Source organism: Hahella sp. CCB-MM4, assembly GCF_002260525.1.
Classification (GTDB): domain Bacteria; phylum Pseudomonadota; class Gammaproteobacteria; order Pseudomonadales; family Oleiphilaceae; genus Hahella.
Map to the genome: position 1 here is coordinate 125,990 of NZ_MRYI01000003.1, position 21,012 is coordinate 147,001.

Annotated in this window: 19 protein-coding genes; 9 read left to right on the plus strand and 10 right to left on the minus strand. The window is 50.1% G+C overall.

The window, feature by feature from the left end; genetic code table 11:
* Positions 1-129 precede the first annotated feature (129 nt).
* Positions 130-348, plus strand: coding sequence for a translation initiation factor IF-1 (gene infA, locus BTA51_RS07695; RefSeq protein ID WP_020409731.1), 219 nt, complete (start codon positions 130-132; stop codon positions 346-348).
* Between the two features lie 66 nt (positions 349-414).
* Here infA and clpA read toward each other — a convergent pair whose 3' ends face one another.
* Both clpA and clpS read right to left on the minus strand, forming a co-directional pair.
* Entirely contained in the window at positions 415-2,691 is a 2,277-nt protein-coding gene (clpA, locus tag BTA51_RS07700; protein ID WP_094706865.1) for an ATP-dependent Clp protease ATP-binding subunit ClpA, read from the minus strand.
* Between the two features lie 20 nt (positions 2,692-2,711).
* Positions 2,712-3,089 (minus strand): ATP-dependent Clp protease adapter ClpS, encoded by a 378-nt coding sequence (clpS, locus tag BTA51_RS07705; RefSeq protein ID WP_094706866.1) that lies wholly within the window; start codon positions 3,087-3,089, stop codon positions 2,712-2,714.
* 394 nt (positions 3,090-3,483) lie between these two features.
* Here clpS and BTA51_RS30840 point away from each other — a divergent pair, with 394 nt between their 5' ends.
* Positions 3,484-3,819, plus strand: a complete 336-nt coding sequence (locus tag BTA51_RS30840) for a cold-shock protein (RefSeq protein ID WP_094706867.1) — start codon at positions 3,484-3,486, stop codon at positions 3,817-3,819.
* 213 nt (positions 3,820-4,032) lie between these two features.
* On the opposite strand, the gene icd is transcribed toward BTA51_RS30840, so the two are convergent.
* Positions 4,033-5,292, minus strand: a complete 1,260-nt coding sequence (icd, locus tag BTA51_RS07715) for an NADP-dependent isocitrate dehydrogenase (RefSeq protein ID WP_094706868.1) — start codon at positions 5,290-5,292, stop codon at positions 4,033-4,035.
* 251 nt (positions 5,293-5,543) lie between these two features.
* Between icd and BTA51_RS07720 the strand changes: the two genes are divergently transcribed.
* The 7 genes from BTA51_RS07720 to BTA51_RS07750 all read left to right on the plus strand — a co-directional run bounded on the left by BTA51_RS07720 (position 5,544) and on the right by BTA51_RS07750 (position 12,293).
* Positions 5,544-6,182, plus strand: coding sequence for a pseudouridine synthase (locus tag BTA51_RS07720; protein ID WP_094706869.1), 639 nt, complete (start codon positions 5,544-5,546; stop codon positions 6,180-6,182).
* A 22-nt stretch (positions 6,183-6,204) separates the two neighbouring features.
* On the plus strand, positions 6,205-6,669 hold the full coding sequence (locus tag BTA51_RS07725; protein ID WP_094706870.1) for an NUDIX hydrolase: 465 nt from the start codon (positions 6,205-6,207) through the stop codon (positions 6,667-6,669).
* Positions 6,670-6,823: 154 nt separating this feature from the next.
* The gene (mnmA, locus tag BTA51_RS07730; protein WP_246840966.1) at positions 6,824-8,017 is read left to right on the plus strand and encodes a tRNA 2-thiouridine(34) synthase MnmA; all 1,194 of its coding nucleotides are present in this window, start codon (positions 6,824-6,826) and stop codon (positions 8,015-8,017) included.
* Between the two features lie 2 nt (positions 8,018-8,019).
* Entirely contained in the window at positions 8,020-8,637 is a 618-nt protein-coding gene (gene hflD, locus BTA51_RS07735) for a high frequency lysogenization protein HflD (protein WP_094706871.1), read from the plus strand.
* Positions 8,638-8,700: 63 nt separating this feature from the next.
* On the plus strand, positions 8,701-10,086 hold the full coding sequence (gene purB / locus BTA51_RS07740) for an adenylosuccinate lyase (RefSeq protein WP_094706872.1): 1,386 nt from the start codon (positions 8,701-8,703) through the stop codon (positions 10,084-10,086).
* A gap of 64 nt (positions 10,087-10,150) precedes the next feature.
* A complete protein-coding gene (locus tag BTA51_RS07745) occupies positions 10,151-11,350 on the plus strand; it encodes a cupin domain-containing protein (RefSeq protein ID WP_094706873.1) in 1,200 nt (399 codons plus the stop codon).
* Complete coding sequence (locus tag BTA51_RS07750; RefSeq protein WP_094706874.1) at positions 11,340-12,293, plus strand: GNAT family N-acetyltransferase; 954 nt, start codon at positions 11,340-11,342, stop codon at positions 12,291-12,293. The genes BTA51_RS07745 and BTA51_RS07750 overlap by 11 nt, the downstream gene beginning before the upstream one ends.
* 128 nt (positions 12,294-12,421) lie before the next feature.
* Here the strand turns inward: BTA51_RS07750 and BTA51_RS07755 are convergent, their stop codons facing one another.
* The 7 genes from BTA51_RS07755 to BTA51_RS07785 all read right to left on the minus strand — a co-directional run bounded on the left by BTA51_RS07755 (position 12,422) and on the right by BTA51_RS07785 (position 20,988).
* Positions 12,422-13,384 (minus strand): LysR family transcriptional regulator, encoded by a 963-nt coding sequence (locus BTA51_RS07755; protein ID WP_094706875.1) that lies wholly within the window; start codon positions 13,382-13,384, stop codon positions 12,422-12,424.
* Between the two features lie 254 nt (positions 13,385-13,638).
* Complete coding sequence (gene ushA / locus BTA51_RS07760; protein ID WP_094706876.1) at positions 13,639-15,285, minus strand: bifunctional UDP-sugar hydrolase/5'-nucleotidase UshA; 1,647 nt, start codon at positions 15,283-15,285, stop codon at positions 13,639-13,641.
* 95 nt (positions 15,286-15,380) lie between these two features.
* On the minus strand, positions 15,381-16,358 hold the full coding sequence (locus tag BTA51_RS07765; protein WP_094706877.1) for a nucleoside hydrolase: 978 nt from the start codon (positions 16,356-16,358) through the stop codon (positions 15,381-15,383).
* Positions 16,355-17,230, minus strand: coding sequence for a ribokinase (locus BTA51_RS07770; protein WP_094706878.1), 876 nt, complete (start codon positions 17,228-17,230; stop codon positions 16,355-16,357). Before BTA51_RS07770 ends, BTA51_RS07765 begins: the two co-directional genes overlap by 4 nt.
* A gap of 127 nt (positions 17,231-17,357) precedes the next feature.
* Positions 17,358-18,323: an ABC transporter permease gene (locus tag BTA51_RS07775; protein WP_094706879.1), complete on the minus strand. Its 966-nt coding sequence runs from the start codon at positions 18,321-18,323 to the stop codon at positions 17,358-17,360.
* Positions 18,320-19,420, minus strand: a complete 1,101-nt coding sequence (locus BTA51_RS07780; RefSeq protein WP_094706880.1) for an ABC transporter permease — start codon at positions 19,418-19,420, stop codon at positions 18,320-18,322. Before BTA51_RS07780 ends, BTA51_RS07775 begins: the two co-directional genes overlap by 4 nt.
* The gene (locus tag BTA51_RS07785) at positions 19,417-20,988 is read right to left on the minus strand and encodes an ABC transporter ATP-binding protein (protein WP_094706881.1); all 1,572 of its coding nucleotides are present in this window, start codon (positions 20,986-20,988) and stop codon (positions 19,417-19,419) included. Before BTA51_RS07785 ends, BTA51_RS07780 begins: the two co-directional genes overlap by 4 nt.
* Positions 20,989-21,012: the final 24 nt, after the last annotated feature.

The window sequence follows — 21,012 nt, forward strand, 5'->3', positions numbered from 1 at the left end:
CAAAATTCGCACTCCTAAATTTAGGTGGCGCTGATTTGTTATATATTTCAGGCCCTTTATAACCTGCCAATATGTTATAATTAATACACAACTACGGCGCTTTTGTATAACTGACGAGGATTCTGCTGAATGGCGAAAGAAGGCAATATAGAAATGGAAGGGACCATTATTGACACCCTTCCCAACACGATGTTCCGGGTAGAGCTGGAAAACGGTCACGTTGTGACGGCTCACATCTCAGGCAAAATGCGGAAAAACTACATTCGTATTCTGACTGGCGACAAAGTTAAAGTTGAAATGACTCCATACGATCTCAGCAAAGGCCGAATCGTATATCGCGCCCGTTAACATCTCGCCTTCTCAGCATTAAAAAAGGGGCCTAAGCCCCTTTTTTAATGCTCTTCTTAACCAGCCTTACGAAGACTGGTCTTCCAGAGTTCTCTCCTGCACAAACTTGAATACAAGCTTGTCATCCGCAACCGATACCAGAACAGTTCCTCCCTCATCCGACAACTCGCCGAATAGAATGTGCTCTGCCAACGGCTTCTTAATGTGCTCCTGGATCAATCGAGCCATTGGACGCGCGCCCATCTTCTCGTCATATCCATGCACAGCCAGCCAGGCTTTGGCTTCAGTATCCAAATCCAGCAACACTCTTTTCTCATCCAGCTGAGCTTGCAACTCGGTAAGGAACTTGTCTACCACATGCGTGATAGTCGTTGCTGTCAGAGGCTTGAACTGAATAATGCCATCCAACCGGTTCCTGAACTCAGGTGAAAACGTCTTGGTAATGATTTCCATACCATCCGTACTGTGATCCTGATAGTTAAACCCGATGGACCGGCGACTCATTTCCTCAGCACCGGCATTGGTGGTCATTACCAGAATAACGTGACGGAAGTCCGCCTTACGGCCGTTATTGTCGGTCAAAGTTCCGTGATCCATTACCTGCAGCAAAAGATTGAAGACTTCCGGATGAGCCTTCTCAATCTCGTCCAGCAACAGAACACAATGAGGGTTCTTATTGACAGCTTCCGTCAATAACCCCCCCTGATCAAAGCCGACATAACCGGGAGGAGCACCAATCAAGCGCGAGACAGTATGGCGTTCCATATACTCCGACATATCAAAGCGCACCAGTTCCACACCCAGAATTTTAGCTAACTGCCGGGTAACTTCTGTCTTACCCACCCCGGTAGGTCCGGCAAACAGGAAGGAACCTTCCGGCTTACCTTCGGACTTAAGCCCGGCACGGGAAAGCTTAATTGCTGTAGCCAATGCTTCGATGGCGGGATCCTGGCCGAATACCACCATTTTGAGATCCCTTTGCAGATTGCGGAGTTTATCCTTATCTGTAGAGGAAACGGTTTTTGGTGGAATCCTGGCAATACTTGCCACCACAGATTCAATAATATACGTATCGATAATCTTGGCCCGGTCTTCTTCCGCTTTCAGACGCTGACTGGCCCCAGCCTCATCAATAACATCAATGGCTTTATCAGGCATATGACGATCATTGATATAACGGTCTGCCAACTCTGCCGCTGAGCGCAAGGCATCGTCGGTGTATTCCACCTCGTGATGCTTCTCAAACTGCCGCTTCAGACCTTTCAGGATCTGGTATGTATCCTGTACTGAGGGTTCAATGACATCTATTTTCTGGAATCGTCGTGCCAATGCACTGTCTTTCTCAAAGATTCCACGAAACTCTGTAAAGGTTGTAGATCCGATACAGCGGATTTCACCAGAACTTAACAGGGGCTTCAGCAGATTGGACGCATCCATAACGCCGCCGGAAGCCGACCCCGCACCAATGATAGTGTGAATCTCATCAATAAACAGAATGGACTTATGCTGTCTTTTGAGCTCTTTCAAAAGAGCCTTGAAGCGCTTCTCAAAATCGCCGCGATATTTGGTACCCGCCAGCAAAGCGCCTAGATCCAGCGAATAAACCACCGCATCCTTGATAACGTCAGGAACATTACCTTCCACAATTTGCTTGGCCAGACCCTCAGCGATAGCTGTTTTGCCCACGCCGGCCTCACCGACCAACAGTGGGTTATTTTTACGGCGACGGGACAAGATCTGCATAACCCGTTCGATTTCTTTTTCACGGCCGATCAGCGGATCGATCCGACCCTGCCTGGCCAGTTCATTCAAATTGGTGGCATAAGACTCCAGGGGTTTGGAACCGCCGGATTCTTCCATAGCTTCATCCTGATGCTCATGTTCTTCGTCCTGCTCATTGTCACCGGCTACCTTGGAAATACCGTGACTGATGTAGTTGACCACATCAATACGAGCCACATTCTGCTTTTTCAAAACATATACAGCCTGGCTTTCCTGCTCACTGAAGATTGCCACCAGCACATTGGCGCCGGTCACTTCCTTCTTGCCGGAAGACTGTACATGAAATACAGCTCTTTGTAGGACCCGCTGAAACCCCAGTGTGGGCTGGGTTTCCCTGTCGGGGTCATTAGTGGGAATCAATGGTGTAGTCGAATCGACAAACTCTGAGAGTTCCTCACGAAGCTGAGATAATTCCGCACCACAGGCACCTAACACTTTAATGGCTGACTCATTGTCTAAAAGTGCTAACAGCAGATGCTCCACGGTCATAAACTCATGACGCTTCTCCCTCGCGTTCTTGAATGCCGCATTTAAGGTCAATTCGAGGTCTTTACTAAGCATTTCTGCACCTCAGCTTCGAGCTAGTCCGCTCTCTCAATTTCACATAACAGCGGATGTTCACATTCTGAGGAATACTGATTGACCTGAGCCGCCTTTGACTCGGCAATGTCCCTCGTGAACACGCCACATACGGCCCTTCCCTGGGTATGCACAGTCAACATTATCTGAGTTGCTTTAGGCTCAGGCATGTTGAAAAACGTCATCAGCACTTCCACCACAAAATCCATGGGTGTGAAGTCATCATTGAGCATGATGACGTGGTAAAGGGAAGGACGTTTGAGAGCCGGTTTTTCGGGCGCAACCGCCAGATTTCCGTGCTGATCATGATCTGAATCATGCTGCCCCTCATCATCCTTTCCTTGGTTTAATATTAGTAGACTATCTTCAAGTTTACCCATAGGTGAAATGAATAATTTGGTTAAATCTTCTTGAGATTTGTTTGACCGACGTAAACCTCGATATGCGGAATGAAACCATACAAATTTCAGACCAGCACAGCTGAAATAAACTCACACTGCCAACAATGTCTCAGTACGTTGAGAAACCCGCTCCCAGATTATGAATGTGGAGACTCTATCCCCTTACTTCAAGCTCTAGAGACGGATTTATTCGATTACTTTCAATGTAATTCGCTTTATAATACTATCGCTATGGGAAGCAAACTAGGTCAATCTCCTAAGGTAGTGGTACTTCTGCTTCCCATTTGAAGATGCCAGGGAGTAATGGCCGCGGAGTAACAACTAACAAAAAAAATAGGGCATAAGCCCATTCTTTGAGACAAGGGAGTCGATCATGCCTCAAGGTAAAGTAAAATGGTTTAACAATGCCAAGGGCTACGGCTTTATTATCGCTGATGAAGGAAATGGAGACCTGTGTAAAGAAGACCTTTTCGTGCACTTCTCCTCCATCCAAATGGAAGGGTATAAAACTTTAAAAGCGGGACAAGCTGTAGCATTCGAAGCACAACCAAGTGGAAAAGGATTCCACGCTGTCAATATCATGCCGTTGGAGGCACTCCAGCGAAGTGATACGACAACTGCCGAAGAAAGCTCATCACAACGAACCACCGAAGATAGTGCCTCTGAGCCGTCTTCAACAAAACCACAGTCAATAGCCGCCAGCGCCTAGCTTTTACTTTCGTTTAAGCTATCCGCACGGTTTTGCTCATCCGCTGTGCCTCCATTACTTGTGGGGGCAGAGCTTAGGTCGTGCCCAATTTCCAGCAATAGGGTCACGGACTTACTTCAAGTAGTGCACCAATTTCATGCACGGTCCCCTTATGCTCACTGTTATCTAATATTCTTATCCTTTAGCCATATCAACGCATATTATTTCGATTATCTACCCCATGTGCTGAATGACAGCATCGCCAAACTGGGAAGTAGATAATAAAGTAGCATCCGGCATGAGACGCTCGAAATCATAGGTAACCGTTTTCGCTTCTATAGCCCCGGACATACCTCGAAGAATGAAATCCGCCGCCTCATTCCATCCTATGTGACGCAGTAACATTTCTGCGGACAGAATCAGAGAACCAGGATTGACCTTGTTTTGCCCGGCATATTTGGGAGCAGTACCGTGAGTGGCCTCAAACAAGGCCACGCTGCCCCCTATATTGGCTCCTGGCGCAATACCAATGCCACCCACCTCGGCGGCAAGAGCATCGGATATGTAGTCACCATTGAGGTTGAGCGTCGCAATTACGCTGTAGTCCTCAGGCCTCATCAGGATCTGCTGAAGAAAGGCGTCAGCGATGACGTCCTTAATGACGATATCTGACCCTGTCTTTGGATTGGCAAAGTGGTGCCAGGGCCCACCGTCCAGCGGCTCCGCACCGAAGCGTTCTCTGGCCAGCTCATACCCCCATTCCTTAAAAGCCCCCTCCGTATACTTCATGATATTTCCCTTATGCACCAAGGTGACGGAAGGACGGTCGTTATCTATCGCGTACTGTATTGCCTTTCTAACCAGCCGCTTAGTCCCCTCTTCCGATACCGGCTTAATGCCGATACCGCAGTTATCAGGAAAACGAATCTTCGTCACTCCCATCTCTTCTCTGAGAAAGTTGATGATTTTCCTGGCTTCTTCGCTATTGGCCTGCCATTCAATTCCCGCGTAAATATCCTCCGAGTTCTCCCGAAAAATCACCATATCAGTCTTTTCAGGTGCCACCACAGGGCTTGGAACACCCTCAAACCAACGAACAGGTCTCATACACACGTACAGATCAAGCTCCTGCCGCAGAGCAACATTCAGCGAGCGAATTCCGCCGCCAACAGGTGTTGTAAGCGGCCCTTTGATTCCAACAGAAAATTCCCGTAGTACTTCAAGCGTCTCTTCCGGTAGCCATTGGTCTGCCCCATAAACCTGGGTGGCTTTCTCGCCGCAGTATATTTCCATCCACGCAATCGCGCGTCGGGTGCCATAGGCCTTTTCCACTGCAGCGTTCACGACCTTTATCATGGGCGGCGTAATATCAACCCCAATGCCGTCACCCTCTATATAGGGAACTATGGGGTGATTAGGGACATGCAAAGTCAGATCAGAGCTGACAGTAATCTTATCTCCATCATCCGGTACGCGGATTTTTTGATATCCCATAGCTGACTCCTGAAGCATCATCATGTTCAACCGGATACTAACCGGCCGAATTATTCTCTTTATTAATGCGGGCAATTTTGGTGCACTTGCGACCAAATTCAGCCATCCCCTGAAATTCGAGTATAGCAGTTGCACAATTTTGAGGCTTAACCAGGCTTTATCGATTGACCTGTGACAACATCATGGACGCATGAAGGCTGGAATGAGAAAATTTCAGATCCGTATCATGGAATTAGCGAAAGGTCCGAGTAGTGGCAAAGCTTGTTGTATTCAACAAACCAATGAATGTACTGTCCCAATTTACCGACACCCAAGGACGTAGCACCTTGAAGGACTACATTCAGGAAACCAATCTTTACCCTGCCGGTCGCCTTGATTACGACTCCGAAGGATTGCTCATCCTGACCGACGATGGAGCCCTGCAGGCGAAAATCAGCCATCCCCGCCACAAGCAGCCCAAGACTTACTGGGTTCAGGTAGAAGGCAAGATCACCCAAGAAGCCCTTTCCCGCCTGGAAAAAGGCATCCTGCTGAACGACGGTCCGACCAAACCCGCCAATGCCACCGTGATTGACCCTCCGGAAATCTGGGAAAGGGATCCTCCGGTAAGGCAACGCCGCAACATTCCAACAAGCTGGATCGCTCTGACAATACTCGAGGGCCGGAACCGCCAGGTACGCAGAATGACGGCAGCGGTGGGTTTTCCTACCCTGAGACTAATCAGATACAGCATCGGCCCCTGGAGTATCGACAACTTACCCCCGGGGGAAGCCAGGCTGGAGAAGATACATCTACCCGCATCACCTCGACGACACTCCAATCCTCGCACGGCGAGAGACAACAGGAACGTCAGAAAAATTTCCGATTTTCGAGGAAAAAGAAAACACTAAAAAAACATTAAAGGAGCGTTGCATGTCTGTCTGGTGCCCCAGAGCCACTGTTGCAGTCATCATTCCCCAGAATGACGACCATTCCCCCAATGGAAAGTTATTGTTTGTAGAAGAACTCAGTCAGGGAAAATCCGTCATCAACCAACCCGCAGGACATATTGAAAAGGGCGAGAGTATTCTTGAAGCAGCCCGACGGGAATCCCTCGAAGAAACAGGGTGGTCCATTGAGTTGAGCGGCTTTATAGGCATCTATACTCTACATCTACCTGAGCAGGATTTAACCTACCACCGCTACTGTTTCGTGGGCAAACCTGCACAGCAACTGACTACGCAGCTCGACAGCGACATTATTTCCACCCACTGGCTGACTCCGGAGGAAATGATGTCTGGCAAATTCGCCCTTCGCAGCCCTTTAGTCAGAAAGTGTGTGGAGGACTATTTGGAAGGCCGGATCTATCCGCTCGATATTATCCATGAAGCCTTCTAGATCTTATTCATGAATCCTTCTAAATGAAGAACTCCAACTCCCGCGGCGTCAGTCGGCAATTTCAATAAAACCTGCATTCTGATGCCGATACCGTTATAATACCGCGCCCTTTTACTAGGTATAGAAATACCAGGTATTGATACGGTTATTTGATATGTCGCCAACACGCAAGCAGAAAGTCATCGTCGGTTTGTCCGGAGGAGTCGATTCTTCCGTGTCCGCGTACATTCTGAAGTCCCTGGGTTATGAGGTCGAAGGCCTCTTCATGAAGAACTGGGATGAAGACGATGGTACGGAATACTGCACAGCTCTGGCAGACCTTGAGGATGCAAGCAAGGTAGCCGACAGACTTGGGATTAAACTGCACACGGCCAGTTTTTCAGCAGAATATTGGGATCGGGTATTCGAGCACTTCCTTGACGAATATCGCGCCGGCCGAACGCCCAACCCGGACATCCTCTGCAACAAAGAAATCAAATTCAAAGCTTTTCTTGAATATGCACAACACTTGGGCGGAGACTTTATCGCTACAGGTCACTATGCCCAGCGCGGCCGCATAGGTAGTGAAATTGCCCTGATGAAAGGGGCCGACCCAAGCAAAGAGCAAAGCTATTTTCTTCATGCTGTTCCGGGAAATGCTGTTGCAAAAACCCTGTTTCCAGTCGGTGGCCTGCTGAAAAAAGAAATTCGCCGTATCGCGGCAGAACAAGGGTTTGCCACAGCAGACAAGAAAGACAGCACCGGTATCTGTTTCATTGGTGAACGTAAGTTTTCAGACTTTTTGAAAACCTATATCCCCGCCCAGCCTGGCAGAATTATGACTGATGAAGGCGATGAGATCGGTCGGCATCAAGGCCTCATGTATCACACCATTGGCCAGCGCCAGGGCCTGGGCATTGGGGGACTCAAGAACTACGACGACGCCCCCTGGTATGTCATAGACAAGGATCTTGAAAACAACATTCTTTACGTTGCTCAGGGCAGCAACCACCCTCACCTGTTCCAGCAAAACCTGACGGCCAGCAAGCTTGAGTGGATTAACGGCATCCCCGATTACGGAAAAACACCCGGAGAGTTCCGCTGCTACGCCAAGACGCGATATCGCCAGCCAGATCAGGCTTGCACCGTGTTTTGCAAAGAGGACAAGGTGGAAGTAATTTTTGACCAACCACAACGAGCCATTACCCCGGGCCAATCCGTCGTATTTTACGACGGACTCAGGTGTCTGGGCGGCGGCGTCATTGAAACCAGAAAGACACAGTTTAATTCCGGCTCTCTGGTTAAATCAGACAAACAGACAAACTCAGGCACGTCGGGAACCTTAGAATCCGGTGTTAATGGAGGGTAGCCTTGTCGGGCAATACTGAAGATCAAGTTATCGCGCTGGCTGGCGTATTTCAGGCAGCTTACCTGGTAGATGAACTCGCCAAAAAAGGAACCCTGGGCGAAGAGGCATTCAAGACCTGCCTCAACAGTCTGTTGAAAGTTGATGTCAGCAACACTATAGACGCCTTCGGCGATCGCTATGGCATTCAGGTCGGTTTACGCGAACTCATCGCCGTACTTGAGAAGCAACAAAACCGCAGCAAAACGGAAATGGTCCGTTACGCCCTCACCCTGCTTTATCTTGAAGGCAAGCTTAGAAAGCGTCCGGATCTGCTTGAGGTCATGGGCAAAAGAATCCAGCAGGTTCAGACTCAGACACTTCATTTTGAGGTAACCCACTCAAATATCGTGGGAGCATTTGCATCGCTGTATAAAGACACCATCAGCACTTTTCCCCAGCGCATACAGGTAACGGGTGACCCCAAATATCTTCGCGTTGATGAAAATGCTGACAAAATCCGCGCCATACTGCTGGCCGGTATCCGTGCTGCGGTACTTTGGCGCCAGGTTGGCGGCCGACGCTGGAAACTCTTGTTTATGCGCAAACAGATTCTGCAAGTGGCGAGACAGCTGGCGAATTAGCCTCTCCGGCAACCCTGGTATACTGAACTTTTATTGAAAATAACCTCCGAAGGGAGTACCAACATGATACTGAACGAGCTCACTGCGCTCTCTCCTGTTGATGGCCGCTATGCCGGCAAAACCAATGATCTGCGCCCAGTGTTCAGCGAATACGGCCTGATCAAAGCCCGGATCGAAGTGGAAATCTGTTGGTTGCTCCGCCTGTCCGAAAACGCCGACATCCCTGAAGTACCGGCATTCGATGAAGCCACCCGCAACTTTCTGATTGCCATTTATGCAGACCTGACACCTGAACAGGCACAGAGAGTCAAAGACATCGAAGCCACCACGAACCATGACGTCAAAGCGGTGGAATACTACATCAAGGAACAATTTAAGGTTGCAGGGGCACCGGCGGTCCTGAACAACATTCATGAATTCGTGCACTTTGCCTGCACCTCCGAAGACATTAACAATCTGTCCTACGCACTGATGCTCAAACGCGGACTACAGGATGTCACCCTTCCATTAATGGAAAAAGTGGCCGGCAAAATACAGGAGCTGGCGCTGCAGTTTGCTGATCAGCCCATGTTATCCCGCACCCACGGGCAAACCGCCTCGCCCACAACCGTTGGGAAAGAGCTTGCCAATGTGGTTGCGCGACTCAAGCGTCAACTGCAACAGATTCGCAGCCTGAAAATGCTGGGCAAAATCAACGGTGCGGTTGGCAACTACAATGCTCATTTAAGTGCCTATCCGGACGTCGACTGGGAAGAGAATGCCCGCATTCTGATCGAAGGTCTCGGCCTTGAATGGAACCCATACACTACTCAGATTGAGCCCCACGACTTTATCGCAGAAGCGTTTGATGCCGTATGCCGTTTCAACACCATACTGATTGACCTGGACCGTGATATCTGGGGCTATATTTCCCTGGGATACTTCAAACAAAGAGCCATTGCCGGCGAAGTAGGTTCATCCACAATGCCGCACAAAGTTAACCCCATTGATTTTGAAAACTCTGAAGGAAACCTGGGGATCGCCAATGCCATAATGGAGCATCTCAGCCGGAAGTTACCAGTGTCACGCTGGCAACGGGATCTGACCGACTCCACTGTATTGCGTAACCTGGGGGTTGGTCTGGCCCAGTCTCAGATAGCTTACCATGCAACATTAAAAGGCCTTGGCAAGCTTGAGCTGAATGCAGCACGCCTCGAAGAAGACTTGGATAGTAGCTGGGAAGTTCTGGCAGAACCGATTCAAACCGTGATGCGTCGCTACAATATTGAAGGGGCTTACGAGAAGCTCAAAGAACTCACCCGTGGCAAATCCATCACCCGCGAGAGTCTCAAGCCGTTTATCGAGAGCCTTGATATCCCCGCCGAAGCCAAACAGCAGCTAGCCAGCCTGGAACCCAGGACCTACATCGGTAATGCCACTGAGCAGGCACGGCGCATCGATAAGTTTTAACAGCTCAACAAGCGCCAGCCCATACGTGGCTGGCGTCATATCATCTTTATCCTCAGGGTGACCTATGCTCACTTCTCTTGGGTCGATCAGCATTGAAGAATTTCTTGCTGAATACTGGCAAAAGAAGCCTTTACTGATCAAAAACCTGTTTCCTGAATTCGAGTGTCCGCTCGATCACAATGATCTGGCAGGCCTTTCTCTGGAAGACGAAGTGGAATCCCGCATCGTTTTTGAGAACCTTGACGGCAAACCATGGCAATTAATGCATGGGCCATTTGAAGCAGACTTTCTGGAAACATTGCCGGAAGAAAACTGGACGCTGCTGGTACAGGGCCTGGATCACTGGATCCCCGAAATTGCTGATCTATTGGATAGGTTCCGCTTTTTACCCAACTGGCGGGTGGATGACATCATGGCCAGCTTTGCTCCCGTCGGTGGCAGCGTTGGTCCGCATTATGACCAGTACGATGTCTTTTTAATCCAGGCTGAGGGTCGTCGAAAGTGGCAAATCGGGCCGGTATGCACCGCCCAAACCGAACGCCTTGAGGGTACTCCTCTTCGCATTATCAAGGATATGCAGGTAACAGACGAATGGGTGCTTGAACCAGGTGATGCGCTTTACCTCCCACCTGCCGTTGCTCATTATGGTGTTGCTCTAGAACATTGCATTACTCTGTCAGTAGGATTCAGATCCCCCACCCAGGCGGAATTGATATCTTCGTTTACGGATTATTGCTGCGAACAAGCTTCTGTAAATCGCCACCTGACAGACGCAACCATCCGGCCATTACCGAACCCCGGACTCATCCAGGAAGACGTCATTAACGATTTCAAAGGCTTTCTCAGGGAGCTGATCGATAACGAGCCAATGATGAAAACCTGGTTTGGTGAGTATGTCACCAGTCCCAAGCATGAAGGCATCGTGGAGGCAGTCGACGACGAGGAACGCATCTCCGAAGACGAACTCCAGGAGTTGTTCTTGGTACCGGAGGTTCAATTCCGCTGGAACGAAGGTTCCAGGTTCAGCTTTATCCCCCAGGACCATCAGATTATTTTGGCGGTAGACGGTCATTCATACTGCCTTCACAGCGATGCACGAACATGGGTAGAGCTACTTTGCTCTTCAAATCAAATAGATAAATCCCGATTGGGGGAACTGACCTCCAACGATGAGCTAATCAGGCTCTTGGCAAGGCTATTCAATCAGGGTAGCTTGAGAATTAGTACCGACGACGAATTGGACGATTGGGGCGATGACGCTTAAATACACAAAAATAACGACCTGGCAGGAAAGCGAAAAAGAGCTCAAGGAAATTCGTAAAAAGGTTTTTGTTGAAGAGCAAAACGTACCAGAAGAACTGGAATGGGATGACTATGATGCCCAGGCCACTCACTTTCTGGTCAGGGACATGGACGGACTTTGTTACGGTGTTGCCCGCCTGATTCATGACGGACAGCACAAAGCCAAAATTGGTCGCTTTGCGGTCCCCAGCGAATTTCGGGGCCAGGGCATCGCCGGCAGCCTGCTGAAATTTGTCATTGGTTATGCCCGCTCTCAAGGAATCATTGAACTTAACCTGAGCGCTCAATGCTACATACAGTCCCTGTATCAACAAGAAGGGTTTGAAGCCGTAAGCGAACCCTACGATGAGGCCGGAATTCCTCATATCCGCATGAGACTGGTATTGGGCAGCCTTAAGCCTGAAACCCAAAACAAGCTCTCAGAAGATGAAACTGTATACCGGATTCATTCGCAGGAAGAATACCTGAAGCATTTGTGTGCACTACTGCGGCAGGCAAAGCATTCTGTCCAGATCCTGACCTACGATCTGGAGAAAGGCACACTTGATATTCCTGACGTGCTGGATGCGATTTCCGGCCTGGCCCGCAAAGGACGCGGAACAAGCGTTCAGGTGGTGCTTGGTGATCCCAGACCTGCGGTGACATACAGCAATCAATTTCTGAGTCTGGCGAGACGGCTGACAACCTCAATCGAGATCAAAACCCTGAACTCAGAACTTTCCTTCCCCGATCAGGTTTTTGTCCTGATAGACGATTATGGTGTCGCCCTGAGACACAGCCATGATAAATGGGAAGGTTTCTGCTGTTATTCGGATCCCGGCACAGTCAAACGACTGAAAGATGAATTTCAGCGCCTGCTGAGTCATAGCCACGTTTCCCAGGAGCTGCGGCAGTTTTCGCTGTAACAGCTTACCCAGTCTTTCCTTAAGGAATCGATCAATGCGCGCATCGTTGAACAAGGATGCCCCATTGATTGGCGATTAGCGGGATTAACTTTTCATTACTCCTACGATCTAATCGCCAATTCCGATATCTAGTCCCTCGCCCTGATCTCAAGCTCTTCAGGGGCATCTGCTGTCTGAGTGATGAGACGCCGCAACCAGCGGTGATCTGAATTATTCTGCAACAATGGGCTCCAGGCCATCTTTAACTCAAAAGGAGGTATTGGAAAAGGTGGCTCTTTGATCACCAGGTTCGGGTTATCCAACATTAATTGAGCGGCCCGGGACGGTAGCGTGGCGATCAAGTCCCGTTGCTGGGACAGAAGCATCGCCACTTGATAATGACGGGTAAATACACTGATATTGCGCTTTTTATCGAGCTTCGCCAGAGCCTCATCCACCCACCCCAGGCGCTGAACATCTTTAGGATTGACGCCGACCCCCACTCCAAAGCCGGTTTTACTGACCCAAATGTGGTTAGCGTTCAGATAGGCATCCAAAGTAAAGTCATAAACCAATGGGTTATGAACACTCAACAGACAGGAAAAACTGTCCTCCCAGATGGTTCGCTGATGAAATGATTGCGGAATCTTGTCGAAGCGGTTGATTGCCATATCCACCCGCCCCTGCTCCACGTCCAGAAACGAAACATCACTTGGCGTGAGCACATCGAGAATCACTCCCGGCGCTTCATCCCGGATACGCTTGAGCACCGCGGGAATCAGGGCACTTTCCGCATAATCGCTGGCCATAATCCTGAAAACCCGTTTGGTGGTGGCTGCATCAAACTCTTCCCGGGGCTGGACTACCTGGTCAATCTCGGTCAGAACCGTCCGTATCAACGGCTGCAATTCCACCGCTCTAGCCGTTGCTGTCATACCTTCACTGGTGCGAACCAGAAGCGGATCCCCAAACATATCCCTTAACCGGCGCAGACCATTACTCATCGCCGGCTGGGTGATTCCCAAATGATTGGCAGCTTTGGTAACGCTTTTTTCCCTTAGCAGAACATCCAGGTAAACAAGCAGATTCAGATCAATTCGAGCAAGATTCATTCAATCAATACCAAATGGTCAGGACATACATTCGATAAATTATGGACCTAATACACTAACCTTGTCATTTGTTTGTCCAAACTATTGCTGATTTATCCAAACTATTTTGGTTAATCCAAACTATTGATGTGTATTGACTAAATCTAAGACAGGAACAAGTCAGGAAGCAGCCCAGGCCACTTCCTTTATAGGAGAAAGAGAAGATCAAGCGGAATAAAAAATCAGCCTGGCGAGAAGGCCAGACTGAATTAAAGTCAAAGACGCTGAATATCCCCGGTGTCATAGTCCGCAGCGTTAATCGGTGAATGCTTCTGCAGATAAGTCTTTAATACCTCAGCATCAACAAATCCGCTATTAACGTAGCCCGGGTGTGAGGCCAGACTAGGATATCCGTCACCGCCAGCGGCGATATAACTGTTGACGGCCATCCGATAAGTCTTGTTCGGCTCAATCGGTTTGCCCGCGACCAGAGCTTTCTGCAGTTTGCCCCCGACAATTTCCAGCTCCACGCCGGCAAACTGGGCAAAGGCACCAGTATCCACCGGTTTTGCCGCCACCGTAGCAAGATACTCCATCAGCTCCGTTCCACTGAGGTCAACGGAAGCCACGGTATTGGAGAACGGCTGCACCATCAGCACCTCTTTATAGGTGATTTCGCCGGATTCAATACTGTCGCGAATTCCACCGGAGTTCATCACAGCCAGATCCGCCCGCACTTTTTCCATCTGAGCAGCGGCAATCAGAACTCCGAGGTTTGTCGGCTGAAAACGTACCACATGCCGATCACCTTCGAGTTTATCGTTAACGCTCCCGATAGCAATGTTCAACTCCTCCTGCCCCTTATCCTGATATGGCTGCAGAAATGCCAACATTTCCGGGTCTTCGGCAATCTGGTCTTCCACGAGGACTCTGACCGAGTTTCCTTCCGAGTCTTTGACCTTTTTCTTCAGATTGACTGGAATCAGCTGATAGCTCAGCAGTTTAAGCTCTCCATTATGATACTCAAGGTCTGCTCTACCGACATATTTCCCCCACTCATGAGCCTGCATGATCAGAGTGCCGTTTTGAGAGTCCGGCAAGCAGGGATCACCGGGTTTGTAGGATGTATTGGCCTCATTCTCTCCCGTCATGCACACCGGATCCTGAGAATGGCCGCCAACAATAACATCTATACCAGGAACGGTTCTGGCCAGCGTGACATCACCGGGAGCGTTCACCCCGTAGTTAGCATCGGTATAATGCCCCATATGAGTGGCAGCGATAATCACGTCCGCTTCCTTTTTCAACTCAGGCACCAACACCGCCGCTTCCACCGCCGGGACGGTAAACTCAACATTTCCCATATACTCGGGATTACCCAGCAGCTTGGTGTCTTCAGTGGTCAGACCCAGAACAGCAACCCGTAGTCCTTCAAGATTGAAAATATTATATGGCTTGAACAGACGCTCGCCTGTCGTGCCATCATAGATATTGGCGGCGAGGAATGGGAAGTCAACCCAGCTCTGTTGCTGGCGGATGACACCTAGCGGATTATCAAACTCATGATTACCTACGGCCATGGCATCATATCCCAGCATGGCCATGCCTTTGAAATCGGGCTCGGCATCCTGCAGGTCTGACTCTGGAACCCCGGTATTGATATCACCGCCGGACAGCAGGAGGACCTGCCCACCCTGCCCTTCGACTTCAGCACGAATCTGGTCAATCAGAGTTTTCCGGGCCGCCATGCCATATTCATCATGGGAGTTACGCCAGAATCTTCCGTGATGATCATTGGTATGAAGCAAAGTCAGTTTATAGGTCTTATCTGCATCCGGACCCGATTGTAACGAGCCACATCCGGTCAGAACTACGGCACTGACCAGTGCCAGCATACTGATACGTTTGATCTGAATTTTCATAATTTACTCCCGGCAACTCCATTTTGTCTGAGGGGCTTTGAAAGTGCTTTGTAAACGAATTCCTGGATCAGAGTATGATCTGGCAACCCTTGACCCTATCTCAGAGAACCATCACAAATGGCCTGCAGAAACAGGTCAACCAATTCCTTGTCCTTCACCTCCATACACACTGTCACCGGCGAGCGGTTTTCCCAGTGTTTCAGCAGGTAGGTGTATCCCTTGCGGTTGATAGTTAGTTGCCCGGCACCAATACCTTCGGGTATGACGCGGGCAGGACCACAAATCACATCGAATAGGTCCGGAGCCACAACGTATGCCACAGCGGCAGCATCATGCATACAACATCCCGGCTCTTCCAGCCCGGATGCCGCACCGACATTGGAGTAGTAGTTCACGTAGAAGCGGCTGGCGTCCCAGATCAGTTTGCCGGTATCCCCAGCACTATCCCTTAGCTGTCTTAACGACGTATCTGTCAGGATAACCCTGTGGGTAACATCCAGTCCCACAACGACAACCTTGGCTCCAGACCCCATGACAATATCCGCACTATGTGGATCTGACAGGAAATTAGCCTCTGCAAGCGGAGATACGTTGCCGGGCTCATCCACAGCGCCCCCCATAATCACCAGCTGCTTGAGCTTTGACGGTAACTCTGGATCCAGGCGCAAAGCCAAGGCCACATTAGTCAGCGGCCCGATTGCCACCAGAGTGAGCTCGCCCTTTAGCTCGTTGGCTTTATCCACAATAAACTGGGCCGCTGACTCAGACACAGCAGCATGCTTGGCTGCAGGTTTGATGTCGATATTGCCCAGGCCATCTTTTCCGTGCACAAAATCAGGATGGGGAAAAGGCGTTTGAATCAAAGGCACCGCCGCACCTTTGGCCACTGGAACCTGCTCAGCGCCAAATGTCTCCAGCAGAGCCAGAGCGTTAGCGGTGGCCTGATCAGCGGACACATTGCCAAAAACGGTGGTGATGCCTGCCAATTCAATCTCCGGGTGCGCAATGGCAAAAGCGATAGCCATCGCATCATCAACACCAGGATCAGTATCAATAATTATTGGAAAAGTCATTCTGTTACCTCGGTAGAATACGGGATACTGGGAGAAGCGCCATGTCGGGTGACGGCGATAGATGATGCGGTAATAGCCCGGTTTAACGAGGCTTCATGGGACAACCCCTGAATGATACTGGCCAGGAAGAATCCAACGAAAGTGTCTCCTGCACCTGTCGTATCTACCGCCTTGACAGGTTTTGCCGGCAGTCTGATATGTTCTGATGAAGAGGACAGTAACGCCCCTTCAGCTCCCAATGTCATGACCAGTGTTGTTTCTGCGTAGCGCTCATTTAAAATTCGAAGAGCCTCTTGCGCCGAGTCTGTGCCAGCCAGATCAGCGGCTTCAATCTGATTGACGAAGAGCAGATCAATGTCATCAAGGGGAAGCCGACTCACCTCCGGTGTCATAGGTGCCGGATTAAAGGCCACATTCACACCTTGCTCACGAGCCGCCTCTATGGCCCAGTCGATTCCATTGCACTCGTTCTGGAGCAGCAACCAGTCACCGGTATCCAACTCCGATATCGCCGCGCGTATACGCTCCCGGCTAAAGATCCGATTAGCTCCCCCGAACAACAGAATAGAGTTCTCTGCGGACTGATCCACCTGGATAATGGCATGGCCACTGGGTGAGTCAACCAGCTCAATCCAACTGGTATCTACCTGGTTTTCGGCCAGGTAGTCGATAATCCATCCATCTGAACGGTTTATCGCCCCAAAATGCTTCACCTGAACGCCTGCACGGGCCAAAGCGATTGATTGATTGGCTCCTTTCCCGCCAAGAACCACATCCAGCTTTTCCGCGCTAAGCGTCTCCCCGGGACGGACAAAGTGAGAGACCTGATACACCTTGTCGATATTTATCGACCCGAAATTTAACACTTTCATTTAATACCTCCCGGGCCCTTTGAGTAGTCCATGCCATCATCCTTTCCTGGTTACAGATCCCGATATTTAATTAACGATCAGCGCTCTCAACAACGCCCCTCATGGCATATGAGAGGCGGTTATCAAATTAGCGCTCTTTCACATACGGCACACCAATCGCCTTGGGTGCTACGGCTTTGCCGAAGAATCCAGCCAACAGCACCACTGTGAGGATATAGGGCATGGCCTCAATAAATTGAACCGGAATCACGCCAATACCGGGCAATTCTGTTCCCTGCAGCCTGACAGCCACCGCATCCAGAAGCCCGAACAGCAAACAGGCACCGAGTACCGGAAATGGACGCCACTTACCAAAAATCAAAGCCGCCAGGGCAATAAAGCCCTGCCCCGCTGTCATATCCCTGACAAACTGGGCGTTATGTGCTGCAGAAATATAAGTTCCTGCAAGGCCACATAGTACCCCGGCGAAAACCAGGGCTGAATAGCGCAAACGGATGACGGAAATCCCGGCGGTGTCTACGGCTTTTGGATTCTCACCCACAGCCCGCAGGCGTAGTCCATATCGGGTACGGAAGAGTATCCACCAAGCCAATGGCACCATCAAAAAGGCCATATAGACCAGAATATTGTGTCCACTCAACAGCTCAGAATAGAGGCCGCCGATAACGGGAACATCCCGCAGGGCTTCTGCAAAGGGAAACTCTATTGAGGTAAAACGTGCTTCATCAGGCAACAAGGGCGTTTGACCTCCCTGCTTGAACCAGCTAAGCCCCAAGGACATTGTCAGACCGGCGGCCAGGATGTTAATGGCCACACCGCTCACGACCTGATTTCCCCGAAAGGTAATACAAGCCACACCGTGCAGCATGGCGAGCGAAATGGAAACAAGAATCGCGGCCCCCAAACCAAGCCAGGCAGACTCAGTGGTGTAGGCCACCGCAGCAGCAGCGAATGCCGCAGCCAACATCTTGCCCTCAAGACTGATATCGATCACCCCGGACCGCTCAGAGAACATGCCCGCAAAGGCCGCGAATATCAGGGGAGTGGATACCCTCAGGGTGGCATCCAGGGTCAGGAGAATGGTTTCGATCATGCCGCTTTCTCCTTGAAAAACTTCGCCAGCAGGGGTTTATAGAGAAACTCCAACGCCCCGCAGAACAGAATGACAAGCCCTTGCATTACCACGACGATATCCCTGTTAATGTTGGACATTTCGAACGCCAGTTCTGCACCACCCTGATACAGCACCCCGAATAGCAATGCCGCCAGAATAATGCCGATTGGATGGTTACGCCCCATAAGAGCAACCGCAATGCCGGCAAATCCATAACCGTAATGGAAATCCAGAATCAGACGGTGCTGCACCCCTGAAATCTCATTGACTCCCACCATACCGGCCATCGCTCCGGAAATGGCCATTGCCAGCACCATAACGTACGCAGGTTTGATACCGGCATATACTGCCGCATCACGGTTAAAGCCAACCGTCCTGATCTCATAACCCCATTTGGTCTTCCAGATCAGCAGCCAAGTTCCCAATGCACAAAGCAAAGCAAGAATAATGGACAGGTTCAGTGGCGAAGCCTCAAATTCGATTCCTATTCCCGCCAGAACCTCGTGAACAAAAGGCATCCAGGAATTCTCATCCAGCAAGCGACTCTGAGGGGTCATCTGTCCAGGCTCTCGCAATACATTCACCATCAGGTAAACCATCAGCGACGAAGCGATAAAATTGAACATGATCGTAGTGATAACGATATGGCTACCGCGGTAAGCCTGAAGCCAACCGGGAATAAATGCCCATGCCGCGCCGAACAGGCCTGCCACCAACACACTTAACAACAATAGCGCTGGTCCGGGCAGTGACGTATCCAACGCCAGACACAAAAGGCCAACTCCAAGCCCTCCAATGTAGGCCTGCCCCTCTCCACCGATATTAAACAGTCCTACATGGAAGGCTATCGCCACGGCCAGACCGGTAAAAATAAAATTCGTGGTGTAATAAAGCGTAAAGCCCAATCCCTCTTGATACCCGAAAGCACCATAAAGGAGAATTTCAGCAGCTTTTAAAGGGTTAACATCTATCACCAGAAAAACCAGTGCAGACACCAGCAAAGCGGTTACCACATTCAATAGAGGCAGTAGCCCGATATTCACCCACCGGGGCAATGCCTGATCGAGTCCCTTCATCCGGCCTGCTCCTGTTCCGAGTTAGAAGATAGGTCAGAGTCAGAAGACAGGTCGGCGGTCGCACTCATCATCAAACCGAGAGTACGCTCATCGGCATCGGCCGCAGCCACTTCACCGGTAATTCGTCCATCACACATCACAATAATCCGGTCGCTTAATGCTAGAATCTCATCCAGTTCCACAGATATCAGCAGAATAGCCCCACCGCGGTTACGCATCTTCAGGAGTTGAGTATGTATAAACTCAATCGCTCCAATATCCACACCCCGCGTGGGTTGCCCGACCAGCAACACTTTCGGTTCCCTGTCCAGTTCACGGGCCAGAATCAGTTTTTGCTGGTTACCACCGGAGAAATTGGCGCTTTTCAGCTTGGGGTCCTGAGGACGTACATCGAAATCCGACATAAGTGTCGCGCAATGCTTCTCGACCAAACCAGGCTTCAGCAGACCATGCTGGTTCCACTTATCGTCCCGATGGTATCCAAGAATGCTGTTTTCACTGGCGCTCATCGGGGTCACAAGACCTACCCGATGACGATCCTCTGGAACATGAGCAATTCCGGCATCGCGAAGCTCATCAGGCCCAATGTGAGATTCCGTGGAAATTTTCAGTTTGCCATAGCAGATTGTTCCCGCATCAACCGAACGCATTCCAGCCAATGCTTCCATCAATTCTGTCTGCCCGTTTCCAGAAACGCCGGCAATTCCCACGATTTCGCCAGCTGACACTTTGAAAGAAACATTTTTCACCCGTTCCACCTGCTGGGCATCCACAACGCTAAGGCCCTCGACCTTCAAAACGTCGTCGCCCGCAGCAGCGTCAGGCTTTTCCAACTGAGTCACCACTTTACGCCCGACCATTAGTTCGGCCAGTTCTTCCGGGTTGGTTTCAGCAGTGGATAAATTTGCCACCATCTCACCGTGGCGCATAACCGATACGTTATCCGTTATTGCCATGATTTCTTTCAATTTATGGGTGATCAGGAGAATGGTAACGCCCTGCTCTTTCAATCCTTTGAGAATCGCGAACAGATCATCGGTTTCCTGTGGGGTCAGAACGCCGGTTGGCTCATCCAGGATAAGCACCTTGGCGCCTTTATAGAGGGCTTTAAGTATCTCAACTCGTTGCTGGAGTCCGACGGGTAAATCACCAACGATGGCATCCGGGTCGACCTTCAGATTGTAATTGGTGGAGAGGTCCAATAAGACCTTCCGAGCCTTGGCCTGCCCCTGCATTAACAAGGCGCTGCCTTCGTTGCCTAGAATAATATTCTCTAAAACGGTAAATGGCTCGACCAGCATAAAGTGCTGGTGGACCATCCCTATTCCAGCGGCAATGGCAGCATGGGAATTGGGAATATCGGCAGGTTTACCGAAGACGGATATCGAACCGCTGTCGGCCTGATAAAAACCGTAGAGAATACTCATCAAAGTGGATTTACCGGCACCGTTCTCTCCAACAATACCGTGAATACTTCCTTTTACCACATTCAGACTGACGTCTTTGTTGGCCTGTACGGCACCAAAACGCTTACTGACACGGTCTAGTTCGAGTGCATAGTCAGTCATGACAAACAGATTGTCCCGTGTAAT